Origin of the sequence: Niastella populi (genome assembly GCF_002078015.1) — a bacterium.
GTDB classification, from domain to species: Bacteria; Bacteroidota; Bacteroidia; order Chitinophagales; family Chitinophagaceae; genus Niastella; species Niastella populi.
Genome location: NZ_LWBP01000214.1, coordinates 34,650 through 60,734, shown reverse-complemented (window position 1 = coordinate 60,734; position 26,085 = coordinate 34,650). Strand labels below are relative to the sequence as shown.

General features: G+C 42.6%; 27 protein-coding genes. 17 read left to right on the top strand and 10 right to left on the bottom strand.

Annotated elements, in window-relative coordinates; translation table 11 throughout:
• Window positions 1-572, top strand: a 572-nt coding sequence (locus A4R26_RS27740; protein ID WP_133054802.1) for an outer membrane beta-barrel protein, incomplete at its 5' end; no start/stop codon positions are given.
• A 108-nt stretch (window positions 573-680) separates the two neighbouring features.
• Here the strand turns inward: A4R26_RS27740 and A4R26_RS27735 are convergent.
• The 3 genes from A4R26_RS27735 to A4R26_RS27725 form a co-directional block, all read right to left on the bottom strand.
• The gene (locus A4R26_RS27735; RefSeq protein WP_081169792.1) at window positions 681-1,370 is read right to left on the bottom strand and encodes a hypothetical protein; all 690 of its coding nucleotides are present in this window, start codon (window positions 1,368-1,370) and stop codon (window positions 681-683) included.
• 149 nt (window positions 1,371-1,519) lie between these two features.
• The gene (locus A4R26_RS27730; RefSeq protein ID WP_081169791.1) at window positions 1,520-2,566 is read right to left on the bottom strand and encodes a hypothetical protein; all 1,047 of its coding nucleotides are present in this window, start codon (window positions 2,564-2,566) and stop codon (window positions 1,520-1,522) included.
• Between the two features lie 662 nt (window positions 2,567-3,228).
• Entirely contained in the window at window positions 3,229-3,408 is a 180-nt protein-coding gene (locus A4R26_RS27725) for a hypothetical protein (protein ID WP_081169790.1), read from the bottom strand.
• Between the two features lie 234 nt (window positions 3,409-3,642).
• Between A4R26_RS27725 and A4R26_RS27720 the strand changes: the two genes are divergently transcribed.
• The gene (locus A4R26_RS27720) at window positions 3,643-4,464 is read left to right on the top strand and encodes an alpha/beta fold hydrolase (RefSeq protein ID WP_081169789.1); all 822 of its coding nucleotides are present in this window, start codon (window positions 3,643-3,645) and stop codon (window positions 4,462-4,464) included.
• Between the two features lie 437 nt (window positions 4,465-4,901).
• Here A4R26_RS27720 and A4R26_RS27715 read toward each other — a convergent pair whose 3' ends face one another.
• Together A4R26_RS27715 and A4R26_RS27710 are read right to left on the bottom strand one after the other, a co-directional pair.
• A complete protein-coding gene (locus tag A4R26_RS27715) occupies window positions 4,902-5,369 on the bottom strand; it encodes a hypothetical protein (protein ID WP_081169788.1) in 468 nt (155 codons plus the stop codon).
• Window positions 5,345-7,606, bottom strand: a complete 2,262-nt coding sequence (locus A4R26_RS27710; protein WP_081169787.1) for a WD40/YVTN/BNR-like repeat-containing protein — start codon at window positions 7,604-7,606, stop codon at window positions 5,345-5,347. The genes A4R26_RS27715 and A4R26_RS27710 overlap by 25 nt, the downstream gene beginning before the upstream one ends.
• A 489-nt stretch (window positions 7,607-8,095) precedes the next feature.
• Here A4R26_RS27710 and A4R26_RS27705 point away from each other — a divergent pair, with 489 nt between their 5' ends.
• The 8 genes from A4R26_RS27705 (at window position 8,096) to A4R26_RS27665 (ending at window position 14,210) form a co-directional block, all read left to right on the top strand.
• Complete coding sequence (locus tag A4R26_RS27705) at window positions 8,096-9,160, top strand: S41 family peptidase (protein WP_081169786.1); 1,065 nt, start codon at window positions 8,096-8,098, stop codon at window positions 9,158-9,160.
• 459 nt (window positions 9,161-9,619) lie between these two features.
• Window positions 9,620-10,033: a hypothetical protein gene (locus A4R26_RS27700; RefSeq protein WP_081169785.1), complete on the top strand. Its 414-nt coding sequence runs from the start codon at window positions 9,620-9,622 to the stop codon at window positions 10,031-10,033.
• Window positions 10,033-10,233: a helix-turn-helix transcriptional regulator gene (locus tag A4R26_RS27695; RefSeq protein WP_081169784.1), complete on the top strand. Its 201-nt coding sequence runs from the start codon at window positions 10,033-10,035 to the stop codon at window positions 10,231-10,233. Before A4R26_RS27700 ends, A4R26_RS27695 begins: the two co-directional genes overlap by 1 nt.
• Window positions 10,234-10,625: 392 nt before the next feature.
• Window positions 10,626-10,892 carry a hypothetical protein gene (locus A4R26_RS35205; RefSeq protein WP_165760435.1) on the top strand — a complete coding sequence of 89 codons (267 nt, stop codon included), beginning with the start codon at window positions 10,626-10,628 and terminating at the stop codon, window positions 10,890-10,892.
• 36 nt (window positions 10,893-10,928) lie between these two features.
• A complete protein-coding gene (locus A4R26_RS27685) occupies window positions 10,929-12,107 on the top strand; it encodes an Acg family FMN-binding oxidoreductase (RefSeq protein ID WP_207625835.1) in 1,179 nt (392 codons plus the stop codon).
• Between the two features lie 133 nt (window positions 12,108-12,240).
• Window positions 12,241-12,831: a hypothetical protein gene (locus tag A4R26_RS27680; RefSeq protein ID WP_081169782.1), complete on the top strand. Its 591-nt coding sequence runs from the start codon at window positions 12,241-12,243 to the stop codon at window positions 12,829-12,831.
• Between the two features lie 26 nt (window positions 12,832-12,857).
• Window positions 12,858-13,037, top strand: coding sequence for a hypothetical protein (locus tag A4R26_RS27675; RefSeq protein ID WP_133054801.1), 180 nt, complete (start codon window positions 12,858-12,860; stop codon window positions 13,035-13,037).
• 570 nt (window positions 13,038-13,607) lie between these two features.
• Entirely contained in the window at window positions 13,608-14,210 is a 603-nt protein-coding gene (locus A4R26_RS27665; RefSeq protein WP_081169779.1) for an HD domain-containing protein, read from the top strand.
• A gap of 247 nt (window positions 14,211-14,457) precedes the next feature.
• Here A4R26_RS27665 and A4R26_RS27660 read toward each other — a convergent pair whose 3' ends face one another.
• Window positions 14,458-15,246 carry an ion transporter gene (locus tag A4R26_RS27660; protein WP_081169778.1) on the bottom strand — a complete coding sequence of 263 codons (789 nt, stop codon included), beginning with the start codon at window positions 15,244-15,246 and terminating at the stop codon, window positions 14,458-14,460.
• Window positions 15,247-15,488: 242 nt separating this feature from the next.
• Complete coding sequence (locus A4R26_RS27655) at window positions 15,489-15,746, bottom strand: hypothetical protein (RefSeq protein ID WP_081169777.1); 258 nt, start codon at window positions 15,744-15,746, stop codon at window positions 15,489-15,491.
• A gap of 244 nt (window positions 15,747-15,990) precedes the next feature.
• On the opposite strand from A4R26_RS27655, the gene A4R26_RS27650 reads away from it, so the two are divergent.
• Window positions 15,991-18,108, top strand: a complete 2,118-nt coding sequence (locus A4R26_RS27650) for an Ig-like domain-containing protein (RefSeq protein WP_081169776.1) — start codon at window positions 15,991-15,993, stop codon at window positions 18,106-18,108.
• Between the two features lie 92 nt (window positions 18,109-18,200).
• Here A4R26_RS27650 and A4R26_RS27645 read toward each other — a convergent pair whose 3' ends face one another.
• The 3 genes from A4R26_RS27645 to A4R26_RS27635 all read right to left on the bottom strand — a co-directional run bounded on the left by A4R26_RS27645 (window position 18,201) and on the right by A4R26_RS27635 (window position 19,884).
• Window positions 18,201-18,746: a hypothetical protein gene (locus A4R26_RS27645; RefSeq protein ID WP_081169775.1), complete on the bottom strand. Its 546-nt coding sequence runs from the start codon at window positions 18,744-18,746 to the stop codon at window positions 18,201-18,203.
• Entirely contained in the window at window positions 18,743-19,219 is a 477-nt protein-coding gene (locus tag A4R26_RS27640; RefSeq protein WP_081169774.1) for an RNA polymerase sigma factor, read from the bottom strand. Before A4R26_RS27640 ends, A4R26_RS27645 begins: the two co-directional genes overlap by 4 nt.
• Before the next feature lie 329 nt (window positions 19,220-19,548).
• Complete coding sequence (locus tag A4R26_RS27635; protein ID WP_081169773.1) at window positions 19,549-19,884, bottom strand: hypothetical protein; 336 nt, start codon at window positions 19,882-19,884, stop codon at window positions 19,549-19,551.
• 84 nt (window positions 19,885-19,968) lie between these two features.
• Between A4R26_RS27635 and A4R26_RS27630 the strand changes: the two genes are divergently transcribed.
• The 6 genes from A4R26_RS27630 to A4R26_RS27605 all read left to right on the top strand — a co-directional run bounded on the left by A4R26_RS27630 (window position 19,969) and on the right by A4R26_RS27605 (window position 26,050).
• Window positions 19,969-20,676: a Crp/Fnr family transcriptional regulator gene (locus A4R26_RS27630; RefSeq protein WP_081169772.1), complete on the top strand. Its 708-nt coding sequence runs from the start codon at window positions 19,969-19,971 to the stop codon at window positions 20,674-20,676.
• 247 nt (window positions 20,677-20,923) lie between these two features.
• Complete coding sequence (locus tag A4R26_RS27625; RefSeq protein WP_242675037.1) at window positions 20,924-21,439, top strand: methyltransferase domain-containing protein; 516 nt, start codon at window positions 20,924-20,926, stop codon at window positions 21,437-21,439.
• Window positions 21,440-21,460: 21 nt separating this feature from the next.
• Window positions 21,461-21,859 carry a glycine cleavage system protein H gene (locus tag A4R26_RS27620; RefSeq protein ID WP_081169770.1) on the top strand — a complete coding sequence of 133 codons (399 nt, stop codon included), beginning with the start codon at window positions 21,461-21,463 and terminating at the stop codon, window positions 21,857-21,859.
• A gap of 34 nt (window positions 21,860-21,893) precedes the next feature.
• Window positions 21,894-22,502: a methyltransferase domain-containing protein gene (locus A4R26_RS27615; protein ID WP_081169769.1), complete on the top strand. Its 609-nt coding sequence runs from the start codon at window positions 21,894-21,896 to the stop codon at window positions 22,500-22,502.
• Window positions 22,503-22,667: 165 nt separating this feature from the next.
• Window positions 22,668-24,212, top strand: coding sequence for a SulP family inorganic anion transporter (locus A4R26_RS27610; protein ID WP_133054800.1), 1,545 nt, complete (start codon window positions 22,668-22,670; stop codon window positions 24,210-24,212).
• A 182-nt stretch (window positions 24,213-24,394) separates the two neighbouring features.
• On the top strand, window positions 24,395-26,050 hold the full coding sequence (locus A4R26_RS27605; RefSeq protein WP_081169767.1) for a peptidase domain-containing ABC transporter: 1,656 nt from the start codon (window positions 24,395-24,397) through the stop codon (window positions 26,048-26,050).
• The last annotated feature ends 35 nt before the right edge of the window (window positions 26,051-26,085 follow it).

The following is a 26,085-nucleotide window of genomic DNA, read 5'->3' as shown; positions in this document are numbered from 1 at the left end:
ACGAATTTGACAAAATAGAATTAAATATACTTTTAAAAACAGTAATTAATTTTTATATCATCAGTTGCTTTAGCCTTCCCCTATTCGCTCAAACCGATGCTGCCTGGTTAAAAGGTGGTGTTAATTTTGCCAACGTATCTTATAATAAAAATGGTGAAGTAGATAAAGCTACCATGTTAACTTCATTTCATGTAGGTATTATGGGTGATATAAGTCTTGCAAAGGTTTTGGCAATTCAACCAGGGATCTTGTTTACTGGCAAAGGCTCAAAAATTCAAAGCGGCAATACAAATGATAATTTCTACTATAAAGTTACAGCCAACGCTTTTTACATAGAGATTCTGGTTAATGTCGCAATAAAAATACCCCTTGAATCACTTAAATCAAATTTCTTTTTTGGCGTTGGACCCTATATAGCTATAGGTGTTGGGGGTAAAAGAAAAATTGAAGGCAGAAATCTGGCTGTGTCATATAGCCCTGATGGCTCTTCGATATATTGCTCCATTTCTCTGAGACCATTGCTAATTTTGAAACAAACTAAAAGTGTGCGCCCCCAATTAACGGCTCTATAATAATATCGCTTTTGATAGGAATCTACAATATCTATGACTATAGTGGGGTGTTCGATAGTTTTAGCAATTTGCAAATAAAGATGAGCGGAAAATACATAGTTGTAGTCTTTATCCAGTAAACGCAACCGGTACCTGCGCAGTGGGTATTCGGGTTATCTCCGTTATTTTGCCATACACATTCCATTTTATGGCTGTGATCTTTTCGGTACTGTCTTTTATCAGGTTGCCAATAGCATCGTATACGTAATTGTTATCGGGCTGGCCATCGATATCTATTATAAAACCATCAGCGTGCGTATAACCATTCGTTGGTACGCTATCTGTGATCCGTTTTAATTTAATGGTGCCTCCATAATAGTAATACCGAAGGCTATCCATATGCGCCGCCGTACCGGTGATGCTCTTACGCAGGTGCTTTTGAATATTTCCATTGGCATCATAAGAGATCCGTTCTTTCAGGTTCTCCCCCATCACCGTTAGCTCGGCCCAACTGTTTGTTGTGCTGTTATATCCATTGTACGCATCCTGCCCCGTTAACCGGTTTAACTGGTTATATTTGTAATTATAAAAGATCAACGGCCCGCCCGGCTCACCATCGAACTTGCGTTGATAAACACTGCTGCTGCTCATGTTCCCATTGTACAATCGCCGGAAACTGGTTGATAGGTAGCCGCTATAACCAGGGAATGGTGTACCGTTTAAGGCCGTATAGTCATTGCCAAAATAGTTGAGTGAAAGCCCAATAGCGTCTTTGGCGGTAAAGCGGTTGAGGCTGCTGTACCTTCCATCCCCGCCCATGTCGAATGGATCCGTGCCGCCTGTGCTATTGATGCCTTTTAACCAGCCTTGCAGTGTATAGGCATAGTCAATTCCCTGTATCCCGACTGAAGTCGGGACAAGCTATGTTGCTCTCCGAGGGTTACGCGTGCTAATAGTCCATGCCGGTATTATTCGTAGCGGGCTTCTTTTTCCCATACCAGGCTGTCTTTACTGGTTTCTACCAGCGTTAAACGGTTCTCGGCATCGTAACTGTACCGGTGAAAAAATCCATCACCCCATCCATACTGGTACATGACCATATTCACCTTACCGCTGATGAGGTCATATTTATAACCGGTCTTTTTCCAGCGGTTGCCGTTCTTATTCATTACATTGGCCATGGCGGTGTAACTGTCACTGCCGTAGTCCTGCAACAGCCAGCCTACATTACCCAATATGTCGTAGGTATAAAACGTGCCCTGGTTATGGGCATTGCTGGTACCCATATCGGTGAGCGTGGTATAACTTACCCGGTTGCGCAGGTTCTTTTGCTCAATAACCAGCCGGGGATCGCCAATACCAATAAAACCCGGATAAGGCAGATCATAAACCGTATTGGTGATCTGGCCCCTGCGATTATATAATGTTGCCATCCAACTGTCCAACACCGGCTGGTTGCGGCTGATGGCGTCCGTCATGGCGCCGTTACCGCTGGTGTTTTTTACCTGCCCTACCTCCGTAATACGGCCCAGTGAATCATACTTTGTATAACTGTATAAACGTCCTTCCTCTGTTGCACTGGCTCCTTTTTTCCTGGCATTACGACTGATAGCCAACCTGCCTAACCGGTCGTACCAGAATTCCGACAATCCGCCATCGGGTGATTGCTGTGCAATTACCTGGTTTAAGGTATTGTACCGGTACTGCGTTGGTAACGTATGGTTCGGCGTTAGCATTTGTTTGTTGCGCCTGGCGACAATTACCGAATCGGACCAAGCACGAGCATAAGCAAACTTGCTTATATCGATGCCGGCCGGCGGTACCGTTTTTATCAAATTATCGGCCTGATCGTAATAATAAAGTGTGTGGTGATATTCGTTGACGGGCTGGTATACAGTGAACGTTTCATTGTAGCGGGCGTTCAAACATTTGGCCAGGTACCGGTCGTTGAAACTGCTTATTAATGAATCGCGGTAAGCGTCGTACAGCACCGTGCCGGTTGAATGCGCAAACAAAGTACTGTCATCACAATTCGAATGCTGGTTTAAAACTGCGGGTGCAAATACCGGTTCGGTTTTACCGCAAAGCGTAAGTAATTGGGCTGACGAATCACAAATATTCAGCGTTAGATTTTTAGAAGCATATACGCTGTCGATTTGCGACCAGGTATAACTGGTTTGCTGCTGCTGGTTATAATAGCTGGCAAACGCAGTAGTGCATGGCTGGCGCGGGCATTTTCAACGGTTTGTTCAATGATCACCTAATCTTTTGGCCGATCGGAAACGACGTCGTTAATAAAACTGGAACTGTCCCTGTTTAGAATTATTTTTTTGTTCGAACACAGTCCCCATCACCGCACATATATTTTTATCACGTCGATGTTTGAATCTTTGCCAAATACTCATTGTAAAAATTTAAAATTTTATTAAGATCAGCGACAAACCGGTTCGAAAGTTGTAACCTACAGCCCGCCTTCGCCCGCCAAAGCCGACGTAGGCGGGTTTTTCTTTTAATCACGAACCCACTGATTTCCCGGCGAGCTTCGGACGCTTACGCCAGAGCTTCAGCGTCGGTGCACGGACGCAGTCCGCTAAACAAATAAAGGCATAGTAGCATTTTGTGAATCAAACATAGTTTGCCATGTACTACGTCTATATCCTTTGCTGCAACAAAACCGCTATTGCCGTTGGAGTTGATTTTCTATTGTGCTGAAGCCGATCTGCTTAGGCATTTTGCCTGCTTCGGAAAAGTAGGTCTCTTTCGGAAGTTCGAGGAGGTTGGCTTTGCTGGTCACGAGTTCCGCCTGCTGTTCATTCAGGGTATCGAATTGCTGTAAATAATCAAGGAGCTCTTGCATGTAATAAAGATCACAATAATTTCAGGGAAAACATTTACCATATGGTAAAAAATGACAATACTAACTGGTCCAGGCGAGTATCCCCTTACCCGGCCGGCAGCACGATCCGGATCTGCGGACACTTTCATCTCTGCACGCGACATCTTGCCGACAGTTTCGGGAGGGAATAAATTGGCAGGAATAATTTAAAATCAAAAACAACCTAACTTAACAGGTAAATTTAAATCAAACATCATGAACACATTAAAATTAAAAGACGGTACAGAGATCTTTTACAAAGACTGGGGAACAGGACAGCCTATTATGTTTCACCATGGATGGCCACTTAGCAGCGATGACTGGGATGCTCAACTGTTTTTCTTCCTTGAAAAAGGATTTAGAGTAATTGCACATGACAGAAGAGGACATGGGCGTTCTACTCAAACTTATCAGGGAAACGAAATGGATACCTACGCATCAGATGTCGCCCAACTGGTTGCGTATCTCAAATTGGAAAATGTTATACATGTAGGACACTCAACAGGCGGTGGTGAAGTGGTTCGCTATATAAATAAATTCGGTAAAGGGAAAGCAGCAAAAGCCGTATTGGTAAGCGCTGTAACACCTTATATGATAGCAGATGAAAACAACCCCGACGGTGTGCCGTTAGCTGTTTTTGATGACATCAGAAAGAATACGGCACATAACAGACAGCAGTTTTATCAAGACCTTACTTACCCCTTTTATGGCTATAACCGTGAAGGTGCAAACGTTAAAAAAGGCATTCAGGACAATTGGTGGAGACAAGGAATGATGGGGGGTATTAAAGCCCATTACGACTGTGTTAAAGCTTTCTCTGAAACCAATTTTACAGAAGACCTGAAAAATATAGACATTCCGGTTTTGATTCTGCATGGCGAAGACGATCAGATCGTCCCGTATAAAACCACGGCTTTAAAAGCAGCAACATTGCTTAAGAAGGGTAAACTGATCACTTATCCAGGATATTCACATGGAATGCCTACAACAGAGGCAGAAACTATCAACAAAGATATATTGGAATTCATACAGCAATAGATAATTACTAAAACCGATTGTAAGTTTCGGACTATAAACATTCCGGAACTTACATCTTAAAGTCTCAATCGATGACTGTGCGGGCGCATTTCCACCAACAAAAACATTGCTGGCGAAATGCGCTGTCAAAAGTTATCAGGGAGAGCTATGTTTGGAGAACACCCGGTTCTCATTGGCTGGTAAACTTCCAATACAATAAAGAAAAAATCATGGCTATTACACATTCTATCAACAGCCAAAGCATCTGCTTACTAAAAAATCCTCTTCGTTAACTAATTCTGAGAGTCTCTGGTTTGGCGTAATTTTCAAACCATTGAATGAGCAGAAAATGGAAAAGGCCAACGGCACCAATTTCCAATCACTGGTTCACTACAGATGCGCAACTAAATAAATTATATCACGAAGCGATCGTTTTTCAGAAACTCAACGCCCTGCTTTTAAAAAACAAGTTTGATCACCTCTATTCGTTTGTTTTGTGCTGCATTCAACACTTCAATAAAACCTATACTTCCTTTAACAGACGGGATGGGAGGCAATTCAATAACATTATTTCCATTTGAAATGCCAATAAGGGAACTTGAATGGATAATTCGCCCGGTTACATCCAGTAATCGGATGACTATAGATTGGGTCGCAGGGCTGCTAATAGTTATTTTTATTACATTGCCTGCAGGCGGATTAGGGCTTATACTCACTTTGGTATAGCTTACTGCGGTACGGCGCAATGAAACAGCAGAACTATATTTAAATGTATTATCATAAGCCACTTCTTTGATCCGGTAAAATACCGACCCGTTTAATGTAGTAATATCATCGCTGTACATATACGAATGAAGCAGGTTACTGTTAACCCGGCCTAATTCCTTCCATTCACCCCCCTCTATGCTTTTTTTACAGCAAACCAAGCGACATTGTTTTCATAGGAAGTATTCCATTTTATATCAGCATATGTGGTATTGATTGCGGTTCTCGTTGTAACACTAACAGAAGAAAATAACACAGGTAATGCAACGGGATCATCACCGTAGATGATACCGCGGCCGCTGGTGCCTATATAAACACGGCCAAATGTTTTAGGATCAGCTGTAAAGGAACGAACACCTAAATAGTTATGACTGGCATCATTGATGCGGGCCCAAGTACTTCCACCATCGATGGAGCGATAAAAGCCGTACGTACCTGCAATTCTACCCTGTATATAAATGGCGGGATAGGTAGCGCCAGTTGCTGCTTTGCCAAATGCCACTTTATAGGCTGCATCCACACCACTTATTTTTGTAAATGAAGCGCCGCTGTTCACCGAGTGATACAAACCGTTATATCCGCTGGTAATCCAAACATCTCCTTCAACACCAAAAACAGCGCTTGCCTGTGCCATCCACAACTCCCAGCTTTGCAATGTTGGCAGGCCGGTTGCGCCATTGGAGAATGATATGCCTGCATTGGTGCTTACATGGAAGACGCCCGTTGTAGCATTATACCCGTAAAATTTATTACTGTTTACCTTATCACCTGTAATAGCCTCGCCATTGCTGATGCCGGTAGCAGCCGTCCACGTAGTGCCATTGTTGGTTGAGTAATAAACTGCCGCTGCTCCATTGGGCGACCACAGCATTGTTGCTGCATTGGCGGATAAAGCGATACTTCCCGGCCCGTTCGTACCTGCCGGATAGCTGCCGAAACTTGTCCAGCTGAGACCCTGGTTTGTTGAATAAGCGCCGAAATTAACACCGCTGTTGTAGTGAGTTCTAGCTACATAATCTGAATTACTTTGCCCTACATCAATACTACCGTTGGTGCCATAAGATGGATTATACTTTCCGGCCACCGGAGAGATAGCCAGATCTATATGTCTGAAACCGTCATGGTCGCCAACGGCGCTTAACAACGGTACGCCCGATGCGGGACTTGCAAGTGACAGGGCTACCAGTTGTTCCAGCCCATTGTTCTGAAACGTCCATGTAACCGGTACAGCGGTAATATTGTTTGTACGATATACGCCATAACCGGTAACAAACCATGCCTTTGTATTATCAAAAGGGTCAATTTCAACATCTCCGATCCAGTGCGCTGTATAACCGGAGGTATAAGGGGCCGAAGACTGATCCCAGGTAGCTGTGGTGAGCAGGGCCGTCCAGGTATTACCGCCGTCGGTACTACGGTATATTTCATCTCGCGGCCACCAGCGATCTAAGGTACTGACCAATATAGTGTTGGCATTGGAGGCATCGACGCTTACTCCTGAAAAACCTCCCTGGCCTGCCGGAAGAGGCAGTTGCGTCCATAAATTAGTTGGTGTATTAAGTTTGTATACGGTACCCGTTGTTATATTATTTGGCCCCGGATTGTCAGCATACGTGATGTACATATTACCATCTGATGCCAGTACACCCTGCAAAGGCATAAGCGTAGTGGGCTGACCAGGCACAGCAGTCCAGGTTACACCTCCATTTGTACTTTTATACAGGTTGGTACCTGTTTGCATTATACCTACATAAATGGTTTGTGTTGCATTACCGGCTGTCCCTGTGCTTTTGTCAAAAAGCACAAACGATACCCCTGCCCCGCTGAATGTGGATACAGGAAAACTATTTACCTTGCTCCAGGTGCTGCCATAGTTGATACTACTCCATAAACCATCTTTACTGGACCCAAGGAACAGCATGTTACCTGAATTTGGATCGACTACCAGCCGCTCGCCGCTATTCCGGCCGTCTTCATTACCACCCAGTTTAATGGTGAGATCGTGCCTCGTCCATGTACTCCCTTTATCAGTTGATGAAAACACTGCACCATTACCGGCCCAGGAAGCTGTATACAATCCGGCGGCCATATATACCCTGTTCACGTCACCGGGATCGGTAGCTATACTTAATACTCCTGAATAGGTTTCCTCATCCTGTCCCATGAAATCTGTCAGGGGTATCCATTTACCGGTAGCTGCATCCCAGCGGTAAGCGCCACCTACATCTGTACGCGCATATAATAAATTGCTTTGAGAGGGATTAAAAACGAGGCCGGTGACGAAACCTCCGCCCCCGATCTTTACGTTTTGCCAATTATAAGACTGAGCCCATGTATTTGCTGTAATGGTTAAAAAGACGGGAAGCAGAAAGCGTTTGATTGAGTGTATTCTAGTCATATGCAAGTACTTTTAAAGTATTTGCCTCAACCAAAGCCAGAACGGAGCCGGAGAACCTGGTTCTAATTAAATTAGGGTATATGAATCTCAAATATAAGGCCAATTTAGCGTTGGGGCATTGCCGGGTTACTCAGGTACACTAAAGCGTTCGGTTCGCTGCGCAAGCGTAGCCGCCGGCATTTATACTACTTTGCATCCATGTTTGTGCAACGGTGCAGCGCTTTTACTGCACTAAAAATGACGTACATTGTGCCCTCAGTGAAAACCGACGTTCGTACTTTTTGTTTGACTCAAAGTATCAGCCATGCAACATTTAACGACTGGCAATATCTTTTATAGGTATATGATGAAAACTACAGTTATCCTTGTTTTGACCCTGCTTCACAGCACCTTAGGCTTTTCTCAGCAATTATCCAGGGCCGATTATCTTGAAGACTTACAATATTTAAAAGACACGCTTCCAAAAGGCATATTAACCTGTTTGCGAAGATGAATAAAGTAGATTTTGATAAAACCATCACTGCAATCCAATCCCGGTTAACTACTCCAGATGATGAGCAATTTATAGCTGAACTTTTTAAACTTACGGTTGCCATTGGCGATGAGCATACACACATAGAACCCGTCTTTACCAAAGTGATACCCATCAGGTTTAATAAATTCACGGAAGGGATATTCGTGACTGCAACTGACACAAATAATACTGATATTCTACAATATCGGCTAACCGGCATAAACGATCATACCATCACTGAAGTAACCAGCCTTTTCAAAGAAATCATTCAAAGTAAGAACCCATCCTATTTTGATGCGGGGTTGCTGCATTTTATTAGTAACCCGGTTATTTTAAAAGGCTTGCAGATCACGCACAGTACAAACGAAACCACTTTTGATTTAACCTCCCCCGATGGCAAAACTATTAAACGTGTCATCAAGTCTGTAGCTGGTACAAACGCCGATAACCTTCCCCTGGTAGTTATAAAAAACAGGCCGCTTTCTCAACAGAGGGAGAAATATTACTGGTACGCATATAATTCGGGAAGCGGCACCCTTTATTTTAACTACAATAAGTGCAAGGAACAGGATGCTCATCCGTTCTCCGCATTTAATGATGAACTTTTTACTGTGATTGATAAACAAAAACCGCAGCACCTCGTGGTTGACCTGCGTTACAATAGTGGCGGTAATTCTGCTATTTTAAATCCCTTTATCGAACGCATCAGGCAAAGTTATTTGAACAGCAAAGGAAAATTGATCGTTCTAATTGGCAAGCAAACCTTCTCATCGGCTATAATGAATGCAATTGAACTTAAACGGGGCACCAATGCCACATTGGTAGGCGAATCAACCAGCGGCAGTGTGAATCATTATGGGGAAGTAAGGGGCTTCAGGTTACCTCATACCAAAATTATCATTGGCTATTCTACCAGGTATTGGGAAAACTGGAAAGGGCATGATGGGCCACTTAAGCCAGATGTATCCATTACTTATTCGGTAAAAAACTATTTAAACGGAATTGATGAGGCACTGGTTTATGCAGATAAAGCACAGTAAAGTAAGACTGAAGTTTTGCTGACGACCGCACAACTTTCCATGAAAGGTATTTTTATCAAATTGTACATTTGTTCGAACCCGATCCTCATCACCGGCTTATATATCTTTTTAACTTGCCGTTTGAGAATTTAGCAATTTTTGTCAACTTCTGCCTGACAGTTAAAAATAAGCTACCGATACCCGATTGCTTTTGTTTGTATAACATCTTTTAATGTGCAAGGATCTACCATACAGATATCTAAAACAGATCCGGCGGAGCAGTGCACGCAACCGTCAGTTAAATGATAAACTTAAAGTAATAAAACCAGCAAGATCAATGATCCGCAGTTTTTTTGCTTTTTAGACATACCTGTTTTTACTGCCCTTTTATTCTCCCTGTTTTCTTTAAGCCTCCATAATTTTTTTGGTTGCTTCAAAATGTAAAGTATATTTGTCTTTAAGAAAAATAAACTTGTCAAAATGGAAAGCAAAAAATGCAAAAAAGAACCTTTCTTGCTACCTGAGTATTTTAAAAAAGTTGGTCTGGTCGTAATGATTTCGGCATTTGTGCCTGCTATCATAATTAAGGCAATGAGTGTAGAAATGATTCAATCTCAAAAAGAACTATTCCATGTCTTTACTTTAAATGCATTCATTTTAGGATTGCTATTTGTCGCATGGTCAAAAGATAAGATTGAAGATGAAATGACCGTCTTTATAAGATTAAAAGCAATGGCCTTGACTTTCACATCGGCAGTGCTCTGCGTTATTATCGTACCTTTTATTGATTTGCTTTTCAAAAATCCTATTGCAAATATAACTGGTCGACAAGTTGTCATGAGTATGCTCTTTTTCTATTTGATGATGTATTATTTCCAAAAACGGGGCAGGTAATGAAAAATACATTAAAAGTCGAACGGGCAAAGCTGAATATAACACAACAGGAATTAGCAGATAAAGTAAGTGTCTCTCGTCAAACAATAAACTCTATTGAAGCAGAAAGGTATGTTCCGTCAACTGTTCTTGCGATAAAAATTTCTGAGGTTTTTAAAACAACTGTCAACGAGATTTTTAAATTAGAAAAGGATGATTGAATAGCAACGGAATCAGGCCAGCCAGATCATTCAACGGACTCCTTTGCGAGTGCTGTACTTTTGTTTACTGACTCATAAGGAATGTATTGGGCTGGAAAATTCCTCGTAAAGAAGATCGAAGATAAATGGCGAAGGATAGTCCCGATAAAGCTGAAATTTGCAAGCGATATAACCGCAACACTGTCGCCGGATATGATATCCATATTAAACGGATCGTAAAAATTCAGGCTGCCCACTCTCATTTCTCCTTGTGACGAGCGTCATTTCCAGATAGGGACTTATAATAAATATTTGAAGAAAGTATTTATGAAATCGAAGCCTCCCAAACTCAATGCTGTCTGGCATAAAGCCCATCTTATGCCAAAAAACCCTACTATTGAACAAAGAATTGAATGGCACCTGGAACACCAAAAGCATTGCGGATGCAGGAAGATTTCAGGAAAGTTGGCTGGAGAAATGAAAAAGCGTGGGATACAGATAGCGTTGTAGGGCAAGCTGGACCACTGTGCTGCACAATCCGCAATTTTATGTCGGATAAACAGTTTATCTGTGGTTGGTTCAGCAGGCATATAGCAGAAATGGTAGGATTTATTGCCACCTGGCCGTTACGCTCTACTTTGAAAAAGGATGGTGGTGGATTCCTGCCGTATTCGCTATAGTCATTTCTCAGTATCCTATTTTTAAAACCTGGCAGGATGCAAAGTTTGGAACTATTGCGAATGCAATTATTCTATCATAGCCACATACAGAACAACACAGAAATGAATAGAAGAAAATTTTTTAAGATAACGGGTGGAACTATTCTCGCAGCCGGAGGTATTTTTTATTTACTCAGCGACAAGAGAAATTTTATCCGCAGCGATGTAAAGGACGAGCCTGTAAGCGATATTACTCCTCGCCCTGATGAACATGAAATACTTTACCTCGCCTCTCTTGCTCCAAGCGGCCACAATACTCAGCCATGGTTTGTAAAATACATTGAACCTTATCATTGGATTATCGGCAATGATAAAAGGAAGTGGCTGCCTGCTGTAGATCCCTCACATCGGGAAACAATTTTATCCATAGGTGCATTCATGCAAAATCTGGAGTATGCAGCTTCCCATTGGGGTTATGTCTGCCGCTGGAATGTTATAGCTGCTACGAATGAGGATGAAAATATTGCAGAAGTAAGACTTATAAAAACGGGATCAGTTCCCGGTTATGATATTTCAAGGATCAAGCGCCGCAGAACGCTTCGAAACGGGTACTTTGATGCAGCCCTGAGAAAAGCTGACCTTGCGTATTTGTTGGCTGATGACCTCCATTTTTTTTATTTTCCCAATACATCAAAAGAATATCGATGGCTCAATGAACAAACCATCGAGGCCAATAGAATACAGGCTTACCGGGATGATGCACAGAAAGAACTGGCTGAATGGATACGTTTTTCAAGTAAGGACGCTCAGAGTTATCGCGACGGACTTACCACTGCGGGCATGGAAATGGAAGGAATGACAGGCTGGGTTGTCCGCAACTTCTTTAGAAAATCAAGTGCATTGAAAAATAGTTTTCGTGAAAAGGGAATTGATAGAGTTAAAGAACAAGTGTCGCATTCCGGCGGATGGATTATTATTACAAGTAATGATAATGCTGTCGCTGACCTTATTGAAACCGGTAAACTCATGCAACGGCTTTTCCTGAAAGTCCGGGATAAGGGGATCGGTCTTCATCCCATGACGCAAATCCTCGAAGAGAGCCCGGCAACTGACCCCGTCAATCAATCAACCGGTATAAACGGAAAGATACAGTTTCTATTGAGGACGGGATATGTAAAAAACTACCCTGACCCGGTTTCATTAAGAAGGCCGGTTAAATGGTTTCTAAGAGTATAAGAATCGGTCCGAAATGATAATAGCTGGAATTATCGGCATTGTAATATTTTTGCTGCCTGGATGATGATGAAGCGGTCGAAAAAGTTGTCTTTTTTAAAAAACCAAACTAAATCAACTGATCAATCGAAATAATATGAAACGGATAGATGCATTTGATGTATGCATGATTTTAGTTCAATTGTTTAATAACATTCACATGAAAAGCCACACCAACTTTACCCGGCTTATGATTACTGGCTTTAAAAATTTACTGTTCTGCTCTTTATTTCTCAGTTCAAGCACAAAGCTGTTTTCCCAGGACACGGTAAAATTGCGACAGGAGCGTTTGGAAACGTTGAAGCACGCTTTAAACAAACTTCATAAGAACGCGAACAAATTAATTGAAAACTATAAAAACGGTAACTATATCTCTCCCGAAATTTATAAAGATCTAAAAGAGAAGATTGATCAATTTGACAAATCGCTAAAAGCCAGGACAGCTCCTGACCAATTTTATATTCGAAGGCTGGGTGACACCTATGAAGACATTACTCAGCAGATTATTTCTGTTAACGACTCTGTATCGCCAACCTCGAAAATGCCCAAAACAAAACGTGTAACAAAGAAATTCTTTGATTCTTATTCTAAGACAGAAAATGCAATTAGCCGTTATGATGACCTGAATTGGAACAATAGCAATCTTTTATTTAAAATTTATGCTAACCCGTATCCTACTCCGATATGAGAAAGCTTACCTGCAAAATTTCCCGTATGCGCTGTTTAAAGATCCGTTCACTTATGGTAACAGGTAATCTCACGGTTCAGGGACATGCTTCCAACGTGGAGGGCCGCCGGTTATTTGCAGGAGGCGATTTTGAATGTGAAATGATGTATCCGGACGTTCCGGTGATCATTGGCGGTAATTTAAAAGCCAAAAAGGTAGACACGTAAAAACGAACATCGGTCTAATTACGGAGTACCTTACCAGCTTCAATAATGTCTATTGTGCCTACTCTTTCCTTTTCTGTAAGTTTCCATTTTTCTTCATTGTGTCGCCCTGTCGGGTAAACAGCTTGCCCTATCCAGCGCTGTGTGGCTTTAGCAACGTGTGCGCCGAAACAGAAGGCCGTTAAGCGATCACCTTCAGATGGCGCTACATAAGTTTTCACTCAGTAAAAATTTGTTTTTACAATCCAGCTTCTTTCACTTAATTCTTAGTGTGCGATTTATTTACCTAGATGTAAAGGCTGCTTTAATATATAAAGTAAGACGTTTTGTATATAATAAAGTATGCGGGGCCAACAAAAAAATACTTTAGCCGAAAATATCACCATTATCATAAGCTACCTGGGTTTTGATAATATAGGAAAAAACTATCACGCTGATTGAAAACACAAAGAGGAACTCCGGGCTGAAACAGATCTGTAAATAAAGACCCGAAAAGAGTGTTTTAAAAATTTGGGCATACAAGGTTATGGTTTATAATGAGGAATTGAACATTTTTAAATAGCGAAAAAAGCGATGGACTACCCTGTAAATATTATCACTGAGATGCCTTTGCATGTAGAAAAATTATTTTACAACCATGGCAACCCCCACCTTGTATACCATAACCTTGAGCATACACAAGCTGTGGTTCGGCATGTTTCTGAGATAGCAGATCATTACCAATTAAACGATCAGGAAAGATTTGTATTACAAACTGCGGCCTGGTTTCATGATACAGGTTATTTATTGGGTGAAGTGGAGAGACACGAAGAAACCAGTGTTGACGTAATGCGATTATTTTTAGATAAATATAATGTTGAAGCGCATTTGCAGTATGAGGCAGGCAAATGTATAATGGCAACGAAAATGCCGGTTAAACCAGTTAGCCTGGTTGAGCAAATACTGTGTGACGCAGATACCTATCACCTGGGAACGACCGATTTTGAACACCTCGATGCACTAGTATGGCAGGAGCGGAAATTATATACCAATACTCAAATAGATAACCCTGTCAAACAGTCGTTACATTTCCTGCAATCACATCTCTATTTTACAGATTATTGCCGAAATCTTCTCACTGAAGGAAAGGAAAAAAATATCGCATTGCTTAAAAAGAAAATGCAGAAAAAAAAATGATAACGGTGGGGCGCCATTTTTCGGCTGTTCGTGAACTTAGTAAAATGGAAAGGATGAAACCAGATCTTTCATAGGACCGGATTGTTGCAATAGGTATCTTGGTATCCTTCGACACTTGACTTATTAACTTCATTTTTATCAAAAATTAACAAACTATAGAGTATTCGGCATACACCTTTTAAGGTTCATCAACTCATAGCGAAGGCTGTCGAACCAGCGAAGTAAAATAACTGCAAATGATGTGTTCTTAGCCTTTGTTCCTCGTTTCTTTACTTCCGTCCCTTAACTCCATGATCAGTCTCTTAAGATCAGTGATTTCCCGCTTTAGCGCTGCGATCTCTTTTGAACCTGCCACGGGCGCATTCTTTTCTTCGGCATCGCGCCCTATAAAGAAGGTCGCAAGCGTAGCGGTAACGTATCCGAACACCGCATAACCGAATACAGCAAGCAGAAACGCCAGGCTGCGGCCCTCAGCTGTCTGCGGCCAGTAATCACTACCCGCCGTGGTGATCCGCATGGCTGTCCACCACAAGGCCATTCCATAGTTTTCAAAACCCTGGTTTGGTCGCTCGATGGCATACATGCCTGCGGCGCCCGCAAAAGTGGCCACCAGTGTTAGCAGGAACACATAGAAAAAGCCCCTTCTACGCATTGTTGATGCCAGGCTTTTCATGCTGCGGTTGAGTGATGAAACGAGGCGCAAAAGCCGTATTCCCCTTAATCCGCGTAGCATATTGAAAATCCTGAACACTTTAAAAACGCGCAGGGCCGGAACGATAAGCGAAACCGCTGTAAGCCAATTCGCTCGCAGGAAACGCAGTTTTTCCGGAGCTAAAACAAACTTTACCAGGAAATCGAAGATAAAAATGATCCATATAACAAGGCTCAGCAGTTCAAGTTGACGATTCAGCCTCCAAACCAGTTCGACGATCAGCAAGAGCAGCCATACAAATCCCAGGAATATCATCGGCCCTTCGAGCAGTCTATCGAAGGAAGTTAGCAGTCTTTTCCTTTCTCCGGATAATTTATGATTCATCTGCTGTCAGTTTCATTCTTCTTCATAAAAACGCTTGCCACTGATTCATTCTCAGGCCCTGAATGGCCTGATAATTGTATGCAAGGAAAAATGTATATATGGTGTTGGGTTTGGCCGTGGTAGTCGATCAGGAACGAGCAGATACATATTATAAAATAACAATATTACTCATAGTAGTCATACCCGTCCAAAAGCTGTAACCTGCAGCCCGCTTTTCTTACTTTTTGCCCATATTTCCAGCTTTAATCTAGGTCATACAATTTAATGGTTGTTACGGCCCTGTATGAATTGTACACCTGCTGTAGCGCCGGACCCTTCATCAGATAAATGCCGGTAGAAAGATGTTTTATCATTCGGGTCTTTCCTTCCCAACTTAGTCCCCATCCATCGCTCCATCTTTCAATAAGCAGAGCGTTGGTTTTGGTAATTGATTTCGGAATACCCGGTGAAAGCAATTCATTTTTTATCAGTTCGTAGTTCTTTGTTATATCACCCCTCATAAAATGATAAACGAGACAATAGCTTTTCCCCGGGCACCTTCATTACAATGGCGATAAACAGGAGGTATAGCCGCTGTTTTAGGGCACCCATTACGTTTATATCATATGCGTGTTTTCTTCTATACCCAAACACCATTAAAAAATTAAACTTTATAAGAAATTGATCCGGAAATTTATGTGTATTGTAATTTTTAAAGGCTAAGTATTTGCCCTTATATTGTACTTTAGCGAAAATCTTTTACGCATGAAAAAACTGTACCCTTTGCTGGGATTCTTTATTTGCTTTAGTCATACCCTATTCGCTCAATGTATATCTGCAACGGTAAGATCAACGACCACGATCAATACACCGGGTTACGCCTTGAATTCAAATTTTAATTCCAATTCAACTGCAGCGGCAACTATCTCCAATTTAAGCAGTGGAATGTTTACATTTTCGGCTACCGTATCCGGTACAGCCACCTGGTCGGCAGGTGTGCAGATCCAAAACGACCCTACTGTTGGGAACTATATTTTTGTGCAGCCGACCAATGCCCCAAGTACCACCCCAGCCAACTTTGCCACCTATACCTTTCAATTTGCCGAGGCGGTTACCAACTTCAGTTTGCGTTGCGCAGGTCTCAATAATAATGATCAACTAAGGATCACCGCATTTAATGATGCTACTCCGATCACTATAAGCGCAGCTAACTTCAGCGATAATGTTGCCGACCCCGGGAATGGAGGCAGTATTACGATTTCTGGCGGCAATACTATTACCGGCACCAACACCGCCGGCGGTACGGGAGTTACCACCAACCGTATTACATTAACGATCCCCGGCCCGGTAACAAGAATTGTGATGACCAGCGGTAAATCGATTAATTCAACCAGCACCGTTACCCTGGGATTCACTTCTGTTTCATACACACGCTGCATAAAAGTAAGACCGGATATCAACGCCACCTTTGTGAACACTTCCGTATCCGGAAATGTAGGTACCAACGATACACAACCGACCGGAACAACCTATGGAACTGCAACCGCACTTCCCGGCAATCCCGGCCCGGCGGTACCCACTATTAACTCCGACGGTACTTATACCTTTACCTCTGCGGTTGCAGGCATTTTCAGATTTACAGTACCTATGTGCCCGGGCAGCGTTGTGAACCCTGACTGTGCAAATATAAATTTAACCATAACGGTAAGCGATGCAGCCGGTTTTACCAATAAACCTTTTGCCAATACGGATCTGGCTGCAACTCCCATCAATACAGCCGTTACGTTAAATACTTTGGCAAACGACAAAGCGGGTAATAATACTTCCGTTACGCTGAATCCTGCTTCGGTGGCTGTTACAGCAGCGCCGCTTCACGGCACTACAAGTGTGAACAGCAGCACCGGCGCCATCACTTATACCCCCACCACTGGCTATACGGGTTATGATACACTAACCTACCAGGTGTGCGATACGAAGTCGCCCACACCGCAATGTGCAACCGCTTATCAGATAATTACAATTATTCCTGCTGCCACCACAAATTCAACACTGGCTGCAGATGATTATAACAGTACTCCGCTAAATACAAACGTATCGGGTAATATAAAAGACAACGACAGCGACCCGGAAAACAATACCCAGACTATTACCGCACAAACCACCACCACACCCGGCAAAGGCACGTTGACGCTTTTATCGAATGGTAATTATACTTTTGCTCCGGTTAGTGGTTTTAATGGCCCGATAAATTATACTTACCAGACCTGCGATAATGGTTCACCTGCTGCCTGTACCAATGCGACGCTGTACCTGCTTGTATTTCCAAATGCCACTTTACCGCTGGAGCTTCTTTCGTTTACGGCCATTGCCCATAAGGGAAATGCGCAATTAACGTGGAAAACAGCCGATCAGGACAATGTGAACAGGTTTGAAATAGAACGTTCTTCCCTGTCGCCTGTCTCTTATACAACCGTTGGCACCGTTCCTGTAAACAATGGTACATCCGGTACTTATTATTATACGGATGCAAATGCAGGAGATCGAATCAAAACGGGAGTCTACCGTTTAAAAATTATCGACAATGATGGCCGTTTCAAGTATAGCCAGGTTCGCACCGTTAACTTTGAAAAAAATGTATCATCCACAGTACGGCCAACACAAGTAACGGCAGGCGAGCCTGTAACACTTTTTGCCGGCGCATCAACCTCTCAGGAACGCTATACCGGGCGGCTTTACAATTCATTCGGTCAGTTACTGCAGGAGTGGACGGACGTAACTGATACCTTCCGCCAAATTGAAACAATCAATCTTAGGAAAGGAATGTATTTTATGAAAATTATTAAGCAAACGGGAAGTACCACTGAAAAGTTTATAGTGCAATAGGCGCTCTTTAATACAATCATAAAATATTAAAAACTGCTACTATCCCCGATGGTAGCAGTTTTTATTTTGTATGTAACGGCCTCCCGGTTAAATCACTCATTGAAATCATTGACAGTGCCTTTTAGCGCATCGATCCTTTTTATCCATATTCTTAACAATAAAGCAATTTGGATAATAAAGATCAATATAATGACTGCCAGTATCCAGCGTTTGTTTTCAGTTAATGTAACTGTGCTGGTAAAGAAGAGCAGTAAACAGGCTGCCGCCAGCACACGGGTACTAACTGACACGATGGCGAAATTTTTTATCCTGGCAACATGCCTGGCAAGCGATTGTTTAATGGTATTGCCGGTTACCGATCTCCTGTTTACGATATAACCAATCAAATTATGCGTTATAACAAACAGAAGGCCCATTACCAATATGACGTTTGCATACAACGGTTTCCGGTCTCCATCAAAGAAATCGTAATAAACAATAAGGAATACCGTGAAAGCTGCTATTTCTATGATCAGTTGTATGCGGATACGCCTGAGCAAAGGGTGCGCCCTTTCCTGCATCATATTTTTTATGGTTGCATCACTTTTGGGTTCGCCAACCATACCCTGCCATGCCGATTTTAACAGATCATCATTCATTTTTTGATATTTAAAAGTTGTTGTATTTTATTTTTTATCCTGTTGAGTTTTACGCCTACATTGTTTTCGCTTAATCCGGTTATAGCTGCGATCTCCTGGTAGCTTAGATCTTCAAGGTATAGGGTAATGAGCGCTTTGTCGGCGTCATTCAACCTGGCAAGCGCCTCATACAATCGTTCTCTTTGTTCTCCGTTGTCTACCTGCTCCTCCTGTGCATAAGGCAACACAGCTGTGTAATGAATTGCAGGTTTCTTTTTACGGTAAGTAGCAATTGCGGTGCTAAGCGCTATCCGGTACATCCATGTACTGAATTTTGCCCGGCCTTCAAAAGAAGGGGCAGACTTCCAAAGCTGGAATACGATTTCCTGAAACAGGTCATCGCGGTCTTCCTTTGTGTTCCTGTATATTCTGCAAATTTTAAGAATGATCCCCTGGTGCTCAGCAATCAACGCTAAAAACTGCGACTGGTCCATAATTATTTTTTGTTGAAAAAATGCACCTGTTCTTTTTCCACAAAAAGTAATCATTATCCGGTGCATAATGTACTGCTCCTCCGGTTTGTTGCGCAATTGATCAAAAACTTACAGGCAGGCTTAATAATTAAGAAGGATAAAACATTAAAAGTTGCCAACGAAAGCTAAACAATTGAATTTTAATGCGATCGACTTCCGGTTTATTTGTTGATAATAACGGGATTTTACAAATTGTAAACCCAAACCTGAAAGCAGCTGATATGTCGCCATTTTGCAATTGTTGTACGCATACATTCAATGGAATAATATTTGGAATGACCCGATAATTTTCAACGCAGAAGTTCGACTAACCGGTCGTGCAACACCGCCACCAATGCTTTGTCAATACGATCCATGGCTCGTTCGGGCTGGCCGGGCATCATCACTACCCTGAAGTTTCGTTCTTCATCCGGTTCAAAACAGATCGATATTTCTTCCAGGTTGACAACAATACGGTAAGAATAACCAGAGCGCTGCAATACAGCTGTGAAAATGAATTCTTTATTCTTGTAAGTTACCGGTATCTCAAAACTTTCTTCCATTGGCACAAGATAGGGCTTTGACCGCAAACCTATATTTATAGCGCTGTTGTGTATATCTATATCCTTAAATATGTAATTCTGCATGCAACGTTTGGTCGCAGCCTGCTTTACATACCTGTTATATTTGCGGGGCCAATAGGAAAATTAAAAGTAAATTTGCAGCTACTCATGAGTTTACATGGCATATTTCCTATTGATAAGTGGGATTTTAAAAGCGAATCTATTTTAAAGGATCTGCCTGCCGAAGATTTTGAATTACTGACAGCAAATAAAACTGAACAGGAATATTCAAAAGGAGAGATCATTTTCAGGGAAGCAGCCTACCCTTCCGGTATTTTTTATATCATTGATGGAAAGGTAAAGAAATATAAAGTAGACAAAGACGGAAAAGAACATATCATTTATGTTGCCAACAAGGGAGAATTGATAGGTTATCATGCAATTCTTTCAGAAGACCGGTATCCCGATTCGGCTTCAGCATTGGAAAAAAGCAAAATTGCCTTTATACCAAAAGAAGATTTTCTACTTACAATACAACAATCATCCGTCTTAAGTAAACGGTTACTTAAGACCCTAAGCCATGAATTTGCCGTATTGGCTAACAGCCTGTCGGTTTTTGCTCAAAAATCGGTAAGGGAAAGACTGGCCTTACAATTAATTGTGCTTCGGGAAAAGTATAAACAGAATTTTCAACCGGGGATGCCGGTCGAAATAAATATCAGCCGTGACGACCTGGCCAGCCTGGTTGGAACGGTTCGTGAGCGGGCTGTGCGCATACTTACCGAATTCAAAGAAGCAGGCATAGTTGAAACAAAGGGCCGGAAGATCATCGTTCATGACGTTAAACAGCTGATTAAAATAGCCAATTATAAATAACCGTTCAGCCCGACAGATGGTCTTTCACCCGCGCTCTCCCCCATTATATAACCGGCCAGCCGGAAAGATCGTTCTCACTAAAATTGACAAATGTCACTTTTTTAAGTGACAAGGTTAACAGTTACCGATTAACCAACCTGGTAACTTTGCACCGATGCAATCAGCAAATACCGCCTCGGACCCGATACATAAGTGGTTTCGTACAGATTCAACATTAAACAGATTATTTCCTGACTCTATTCAATCTTTGGCTAACAGACATTGGACACCGTTGCATATTATTCAAATGGTAACTCCCTTTCTGGTTACACATCCCGGCGTTAAAGTCCTGGATATTGGCAGCGGTGTTGGCAAATTTTGCCTCGCCGGTGCTTATTATAAACCCTACGCTTCTTTTTTCGGAGTTGAACAACGGGAACATCTTATAACCCATGGAGAAAATGCAAGAAATAAACTGGGACTGAAAAATGTACATTTTATACATGGCAATATAACCGAACTGGACTTCGGCCAATATGACCATTTTTATTTCTTCAATTCCTTTTATGAAAACCTGATGGACCGTGATAAAATAGATGACAAGGTAAAGCACTCCACTTTCCTATATAATTATTATCATAAGCAATTGTATAAAAAACTTTCAGCAATGCCCTCAGGAACCAGGGCTGCTACTTTCCATTGCCTGAACATTAAAATTCCTCCGGAATATCATTTAGTTGATTCGCAGGCAGGCGATCTGTTACAGTTCTGGATAAAATTATAACACTCACATGACTCAGCAGCTATGGAAACCCAAAATTTAATAAAGAGAAACTTATACTATACCAACGATCATGAGTGGATAGACTTCCAGGGTTCGGTAGCCTACATTGGTGTATGCCGGTTTAAGCTTTCGGGGTTTAAAGAAATTCACAAGATAGAATTTGAGGAAATATCAGCGCAGATAAAGCAGGGCGAAATTATCGGCAGTATTCAATTCGACGATTACCATGTGTTGGTTCATATGCCAGTGAACGGTAAGATCATCAGTATAAACGACCTGTTGCTGACAGAAGAAAAAAACATCTTACTTCAACAACCTGAAACCAACGGCTGGATCGCCCTGGTGGTACCAGGCAGCTTAAATGATAAATCAGGCCTGCTGACGTTAGATGAGTATAAAATGCGAAACAATCATCGATAGAAGAACTGAAACAATAAAACATCCATCACACACCATGAAGCCCTCAGCAAAATCAATGCCTGATCTGGAAAACTGGTTTAGTGCCGATGCTACCTTACACCAGTTATACCCTGAATCAATAAGATCACTGGCGCGGATGCATTGGTCGCCATTACACATTACTCAAAAAGCCGTTTCTTACCTGGGGGTAAATGACAAAGTGAAAATCCTCGACATAGGCAGCGGGGCCGGCAAATTTTGTCTGGCCGGTGCTTTTTACAAACCATCCATTTTGTTTACCGGTGTTGAGCAACGAAAAAGCCTGATAGAACATGCGGAAATCGCCCGAAAAAGATTGGGACTTCCCAATGTTCAGTTTATCCATAGGAACTTTACCCAACTCGATTTAAAAGACTATGATCATTTTTATTTCTATAACGCATTTTTTGAAAATCTCGTTGGTACCGAAAAGATAGATAATGAAATAGTGTATTCAAATGAACTCTATAACTATTACAGTATTTACCTGTATAACCAACTTGAAAAAATGCCGCGGGGAACAAGAGTTGTCACTTATTGCAGTTGGGGCGATGAGATTCCACCATCTTACCAGATGGCTGAAATGCATTTCAATGACCTGTTGAAATGCTGGATAAAAATGTGATTTTTTTCCGTTCCCTATACAAATAGCGTTTCCGCCCTATAGTTTGGAAGGGCTGGCTGGTTAAGCCTCCTCTGGCCCAATATCGAATGGATACAGCCCTCCAAACTTTTTTGATCCACTGGCGAACATGAAGCATCGATATCTCTTACTAAAGCAGACTGAATATTGAAACGAACATTTAAATATTATCGCATCATGTGGCTGCGGCATGATCTTGCAGCAGGGCTGGCTGTATTCCTGGTTGCATTACCGTTATGCCTCGGCATCGCCCTGGCATCGGGGGCGCCTTTATATGCAGGCCTTTTATCGGGCATCATCGGCGGCATCATGGTAGCATCCATCAGCGCCTCGCCTTTGGCCGTATCAGGACCGGCAGCCGGGTTAACAACCGTAGTAGCCGGCTCAATCATTACACTAGGTAACTACCATGTTTTCCTGTTGGCGGTAATTATTGCAGGAGCGTTTCAACTGCTACTTGGTTTGCTAAAACTGGGAAGCATCGCCAATTATTTTCCTTCCGCAGTAATTAAAGGAATGCTGGCAGCCATTGGCATAATGTTAATTGCAAAACAGCTCCCTTTGTCAATCGGGTATGATCAACCTGATTTCTGGACGAGCGGCCTGCATGATCTGTTCTCACCAAAAAAATATCAGGCCTTAACTCAGCATATAAGTAAAGGCTCTTTAATCATTACGCTTTTTTCGCTGGCCCTCCTCGTGCTGCTGCAACGGCCTTTTGCTAAAAAGCTGGCTAACACTCCCGCGCCATTATTTGTAGTAGCCACGGGCATCGTGTTCTCAGTTATATTTATTAACACAAACAGCGTGTTAACGCTTAAACCAGACCAACTTGTCAATATCCCTGCCGGCTTATTTTCAAACATCTCATTTCCGGCGTTTGATCAGCTCTTCTCCAACACGCAGATCTGGAAAGACGGCGTGGTTATCGGATTACTGGCTTCCCTGGAAACGCTGTTGTGTATAGAAGCGGTGGACAAGCTCGACAAACATAACCGCATAACACCGGTGAACCGGGAACTGATTGCACAGGGCATCGGCAATATTACCTGCGGCCTGCTGGGTGCAATACCCTTAACAGCCGTTGTTGTGCGGGGTGCGGCCAATGTAGACGCCGGCGCGCGTACCAAAACGGCTGCCATTACACATGGAGTGTTATTACTTCTGGCTGTATTGCTGATCCCATTCATCCTCAACCTGATCCCGTTCGCATCTCTTTCGGCCATCCTGTTGGTTACGGGATATAACTTAACAAAACCAAAACTTTACAAAAACATGTTTAGCCTGGGCTGGAAACAATTCCTGCCCTTCGTATTGACTATCATTGTGATCCTGGCAACCGACCTTTTGATCGGAGTGAGTATAGGCCTCCTGTTTTCCATTTATTTTATAATACAAAATAATTTCAGAGCGGAATACAGGATCACCCGCACGGTGATACACGGAATAGAAACTGAACTGATAAAATTAAACAGCAACGTTACGTTCTTAAATAAAGTAAAACTTAAAAAAACGCTGGATGAAGTTTCTCCTTATACGGCCCTCACGATCGATGGAAGCAACTGTAATTTTATAGACTACGACATATTGGAAACGATAAGCGAGTTTACGACAAAAGCAAAAGACAGGCATATTGAATTACATCTCATTGGAATTAAGGCAGTAGAAGTTGCCCATTCACTGCATGCCTGATAAGGCCCCCTCCCCCCTTTCTGTTTCGCCCAATTCAAAAGAACATTTTCGCCGGCAGGCAGCCAGGCCGGTATCAATACTTTAATTAATAATACTTTTACATCTTTTTATGATAGTATTACTATCATAACTGATAGTTTTAGTATACATTTACATCCAAACCTATTAAGCCACAACAAGCCATGGCACACCAATCCATTTCTCTGTTACCGTCACTGGTTAAGCTCAACAGCATTCTGTTCCGCGACCGGAAAGATTTTGCCACAGCCTGCCTGTTCGCCCTTTTGGCGGGACTTGTGCAGCTCTCCCTTCCACTGGGCATTCAGTCGATAATCAGCTTTGTTATGGCCGGTACCATTTCCACATCTATTGTCGTATTGATCGGCATGGTTGTTTTTGGCGTATTCATCAACGGCCTGTTACAGGTGAGGCAACTGCAGATCATTGAAAAAGTTAAGCAGAAACTTTTTGTTCGCTATTCGCTTGAATATGCCGACCGACTGCCCAAACTGAATATCGAACCTCTTGACAATGAATATCTGCCTGAGCTGGTTAACCGTTATTTCGACAGTATTACGCTGCAGAAGGGCATCGACAAACTGATGCTGGAACTGCCGGCTGCGGTTATCCAGATATTGCTTGGGCTACTCTTATTGTCTTTTTATCATCCGGTGTTTATTGCATTCGGCCTGGTGTTGATCGCCATTGTGCTTACTATCATCCTGGCATCCTCAGGCCGGGGCCTGCAGGCCGCGTATAAGGCCAGCACTTACAAATACGCCGTAGCCGCCTGGTTACAGGAGATCGCCCGATCGATCAAAACATTCAAATATTCAAAAGGTACCTCCTTTCACCTCAACAGAACCGATGTGTTGGTGAGTGATTACCTCGGGTACCGCACAAGTTATTTCGGGGTTCTGTTAACCCAGTTCTGGAGCCTGATCTCGTTTAAAGTGCTTATCACTACCGCAATGCTTATAATCGGCGCATACCTGCTGGTAAATCAACAGATCAACGTGGGCCAGTTCATTGCCGCCGATATCGTCATCATCGCCATCATTATATCCATCGAAAAACTGATCACTAACCTCGACGTTGTTTACGACGCAATTGTTTCAGTGGAAAAACTGAGCGTTATTGCCGATGCGGAAACGGAACAAAGCGGCAGCCTGCAACTGGATGACCTGAAGGAAGGCGTGGCCGTGGAATTTAAGAACGTGACGTTTGCCTATGGCAATAACAGGCCGGTATTGAACGACATCAGCTTTGCAATTGAACCTGGTCAAATGGTGCAGATCAGGGGCGAATCGGGTACAGGCAAGTCTACCGTGCTGCGCCTGCTTACCGGCGCATTTAAGAACTACACCGGCAATATTTTACTGAACAATGTCCCCATCGGAAATTACGAGGTGGCCAGCCTTCGTAAACATACCGGTATCCTGCTGGGCAGCCAGGATATTTTTCATGGCACGCTATGGGATAACCTTACCATGGGCAATCCTGCCATTGGTATGGAAGAGATCAACCAACTCTGCCAGATAACCGGTCTTACCGCCTTTGTAAAAGCTTCTTCGAAAGGTTATGATACACTACTGCAACCCGTGGGGAATAAACTGCCGGAGAATGTTCGTAAAAATATACTGCTGATAAGAGCGCTTGCGGCCAATCAACGTATGCTTTTACTGGAAGAACCGTTCGCACATCTTTCACCCGACAATAAAACCGCAGTGATCAGGTATATCAGCAAAGAGATTGCCGCCACCATACTGATCGCATCAAAGGATCAGGAACTCGGAACTTACTGCAACCGGGTGGTAACGCTAGGCAAATTAAGTTAACTAACAAATGCATGATCGACAATATAAAATCAGCT

Coding starts and splice junctions, on each gene's coding strand:
- A4R26_RS27735 (WP_081169792.1), bottom strand. CDS start 1,370: ATGGGCGGGGATGGAAGGTACAGCAGCCTCAACCGCTTTACCGCCAAA.
- A4R26_RS27725 (WP_081169790.1), bottom strand. CDS start 3,408: ATGCAAGAGCTCCTTGATTATTTACAGCAATTCGATACCCTGAATGAA.
- A4R26_RS27720 (WP_081169789.1), top strand. CDS start 3,643: ATGAACACATTAAAATTAAAAGACGGTACAGAGATCTTTTACAAAGAC.
- A4R26_RS27710 (WP_081169787.1), bottom strand. CDS start 7,606: ATGACTAGAATACACTCAATCAAACGCTTTCTGCTTCCCGTCTTTTTA.
- A4R26_RS27705 (WP_081169786.1), top strand. CDS start 8,096: ATGAATAAAGTAGATTTTGATAAAACCATCACTGCAATCCAATCCCGG.
- A4R26_RS27700 (WP_081169785.1), top strand. CDS start 9,620: ATGGAAAGCAAAAAATGCAAAAAAGAACCTTTCTTGCTACCTGAGTAT.
- A4R26_RS27695 (WP_081169784.1), top strand. CDS start 10,033: ATGAAAAATACATTAAAAGTCGAACGGGCAAAGCTGAATATAACACAA.
- A4R26_RS35205 (WP_165760435.1), top strand. CDS start 10,626: ATGGCACCTGGAACACCAAAAGCATTGCGGATGCAGGAAGATTTCAGG.
- A4R26_RS27685 (WP_207625835.1), top strand. CDS start 10,929: ATGCAAAGTTTGGAACTATTGCGAATGCAATTATTCTATCATAGCCAC.
- A4R26_RS27680 (WP_081169782.1), top strand. CDS start 12,241: ATGAAACGGATAGATGCATTTGATGTATGCATGATTTTAGTTCAATTG.
- A4R26_RS27675 (WP_133054801.1), top strand. CDS start 12,858: ATGCGCTGTTTAAAGATCCGTTCACTTATGGTAACAGGTAATCTCACG.
- A4R26_RS27665 (WP_081169779.1), top strand. CDS start 13,608: ATGGACTACCCTGTAAATATTATCACTGAGATGCCTTTGCATGTAGAA.
- A4R26_RS27660 (WP_081169778.1), bottom strand. CDS start 15,246: ATGAATCATAAATTATCCGGAGAAAGGAAAAGACTGCTAACTTCCTTC.
- A4R26_RS27655 (WP_081169777.1), bottom strand. CDS start 15,746: ATGAGGGGTGATATAACAAAGAACTACGAACTGATAAAAAATGAATTG.
- A4R26_RS27650 (WP_081169776.1), top strand. CDS start 15,991: ATGAAAAAACTGTACCCTTTGCTGGGATTCTTTATTTGCTTTAGTCAT.
- A4R26_RS27645 (WP_081169775.1), bottom strand. CDS start 18,746: ATGAATGATGATCTGTTAAAATCGGCATGGCAGGGTATGGTTGGCGAA.
- A4R26_RS27640 (WP_081169774.1), bottom strand. CDS start 19,219: ATGGACCAGTCGCAGTTTTTAGCGTTGATTGCTGAGCACCAGGGGATC.
- A4R26_RS27635 (WP_081169773.1), bottom strand. CDS start 19,884: ATGCAGAATTACATATTTAAGGATATAGATATACACAACAGCGCTATA.
- A4R26_RS27630 (WP_081169772.1), top strand. CDS start 19,969: ATGAGTTTACATGGCATATTTCCTATTGATAAGTGGGATTTTAAAAGC.
- A4R26_RS27620 (WP_081169770.1), top strand. CDS start 21,461: ATGGAAACCCAAAATTTAATAAAGAGAAACTTATACTATACCAACGAT.
- A4R26_RS27615 (WP_081169769.1), top strand. CDS start 21,894: ATGAAGCCCTCAGCAAAATCAATGCCTGATCTGGAAAACTGGTTTAGT.
- A4R26_RS27605 (WP_081169767.1), top strand. CDS start 24,395: ATGGCACACCAATCCATTTCTCTGTTACCGTCACTGGTTAAGCTCAAC.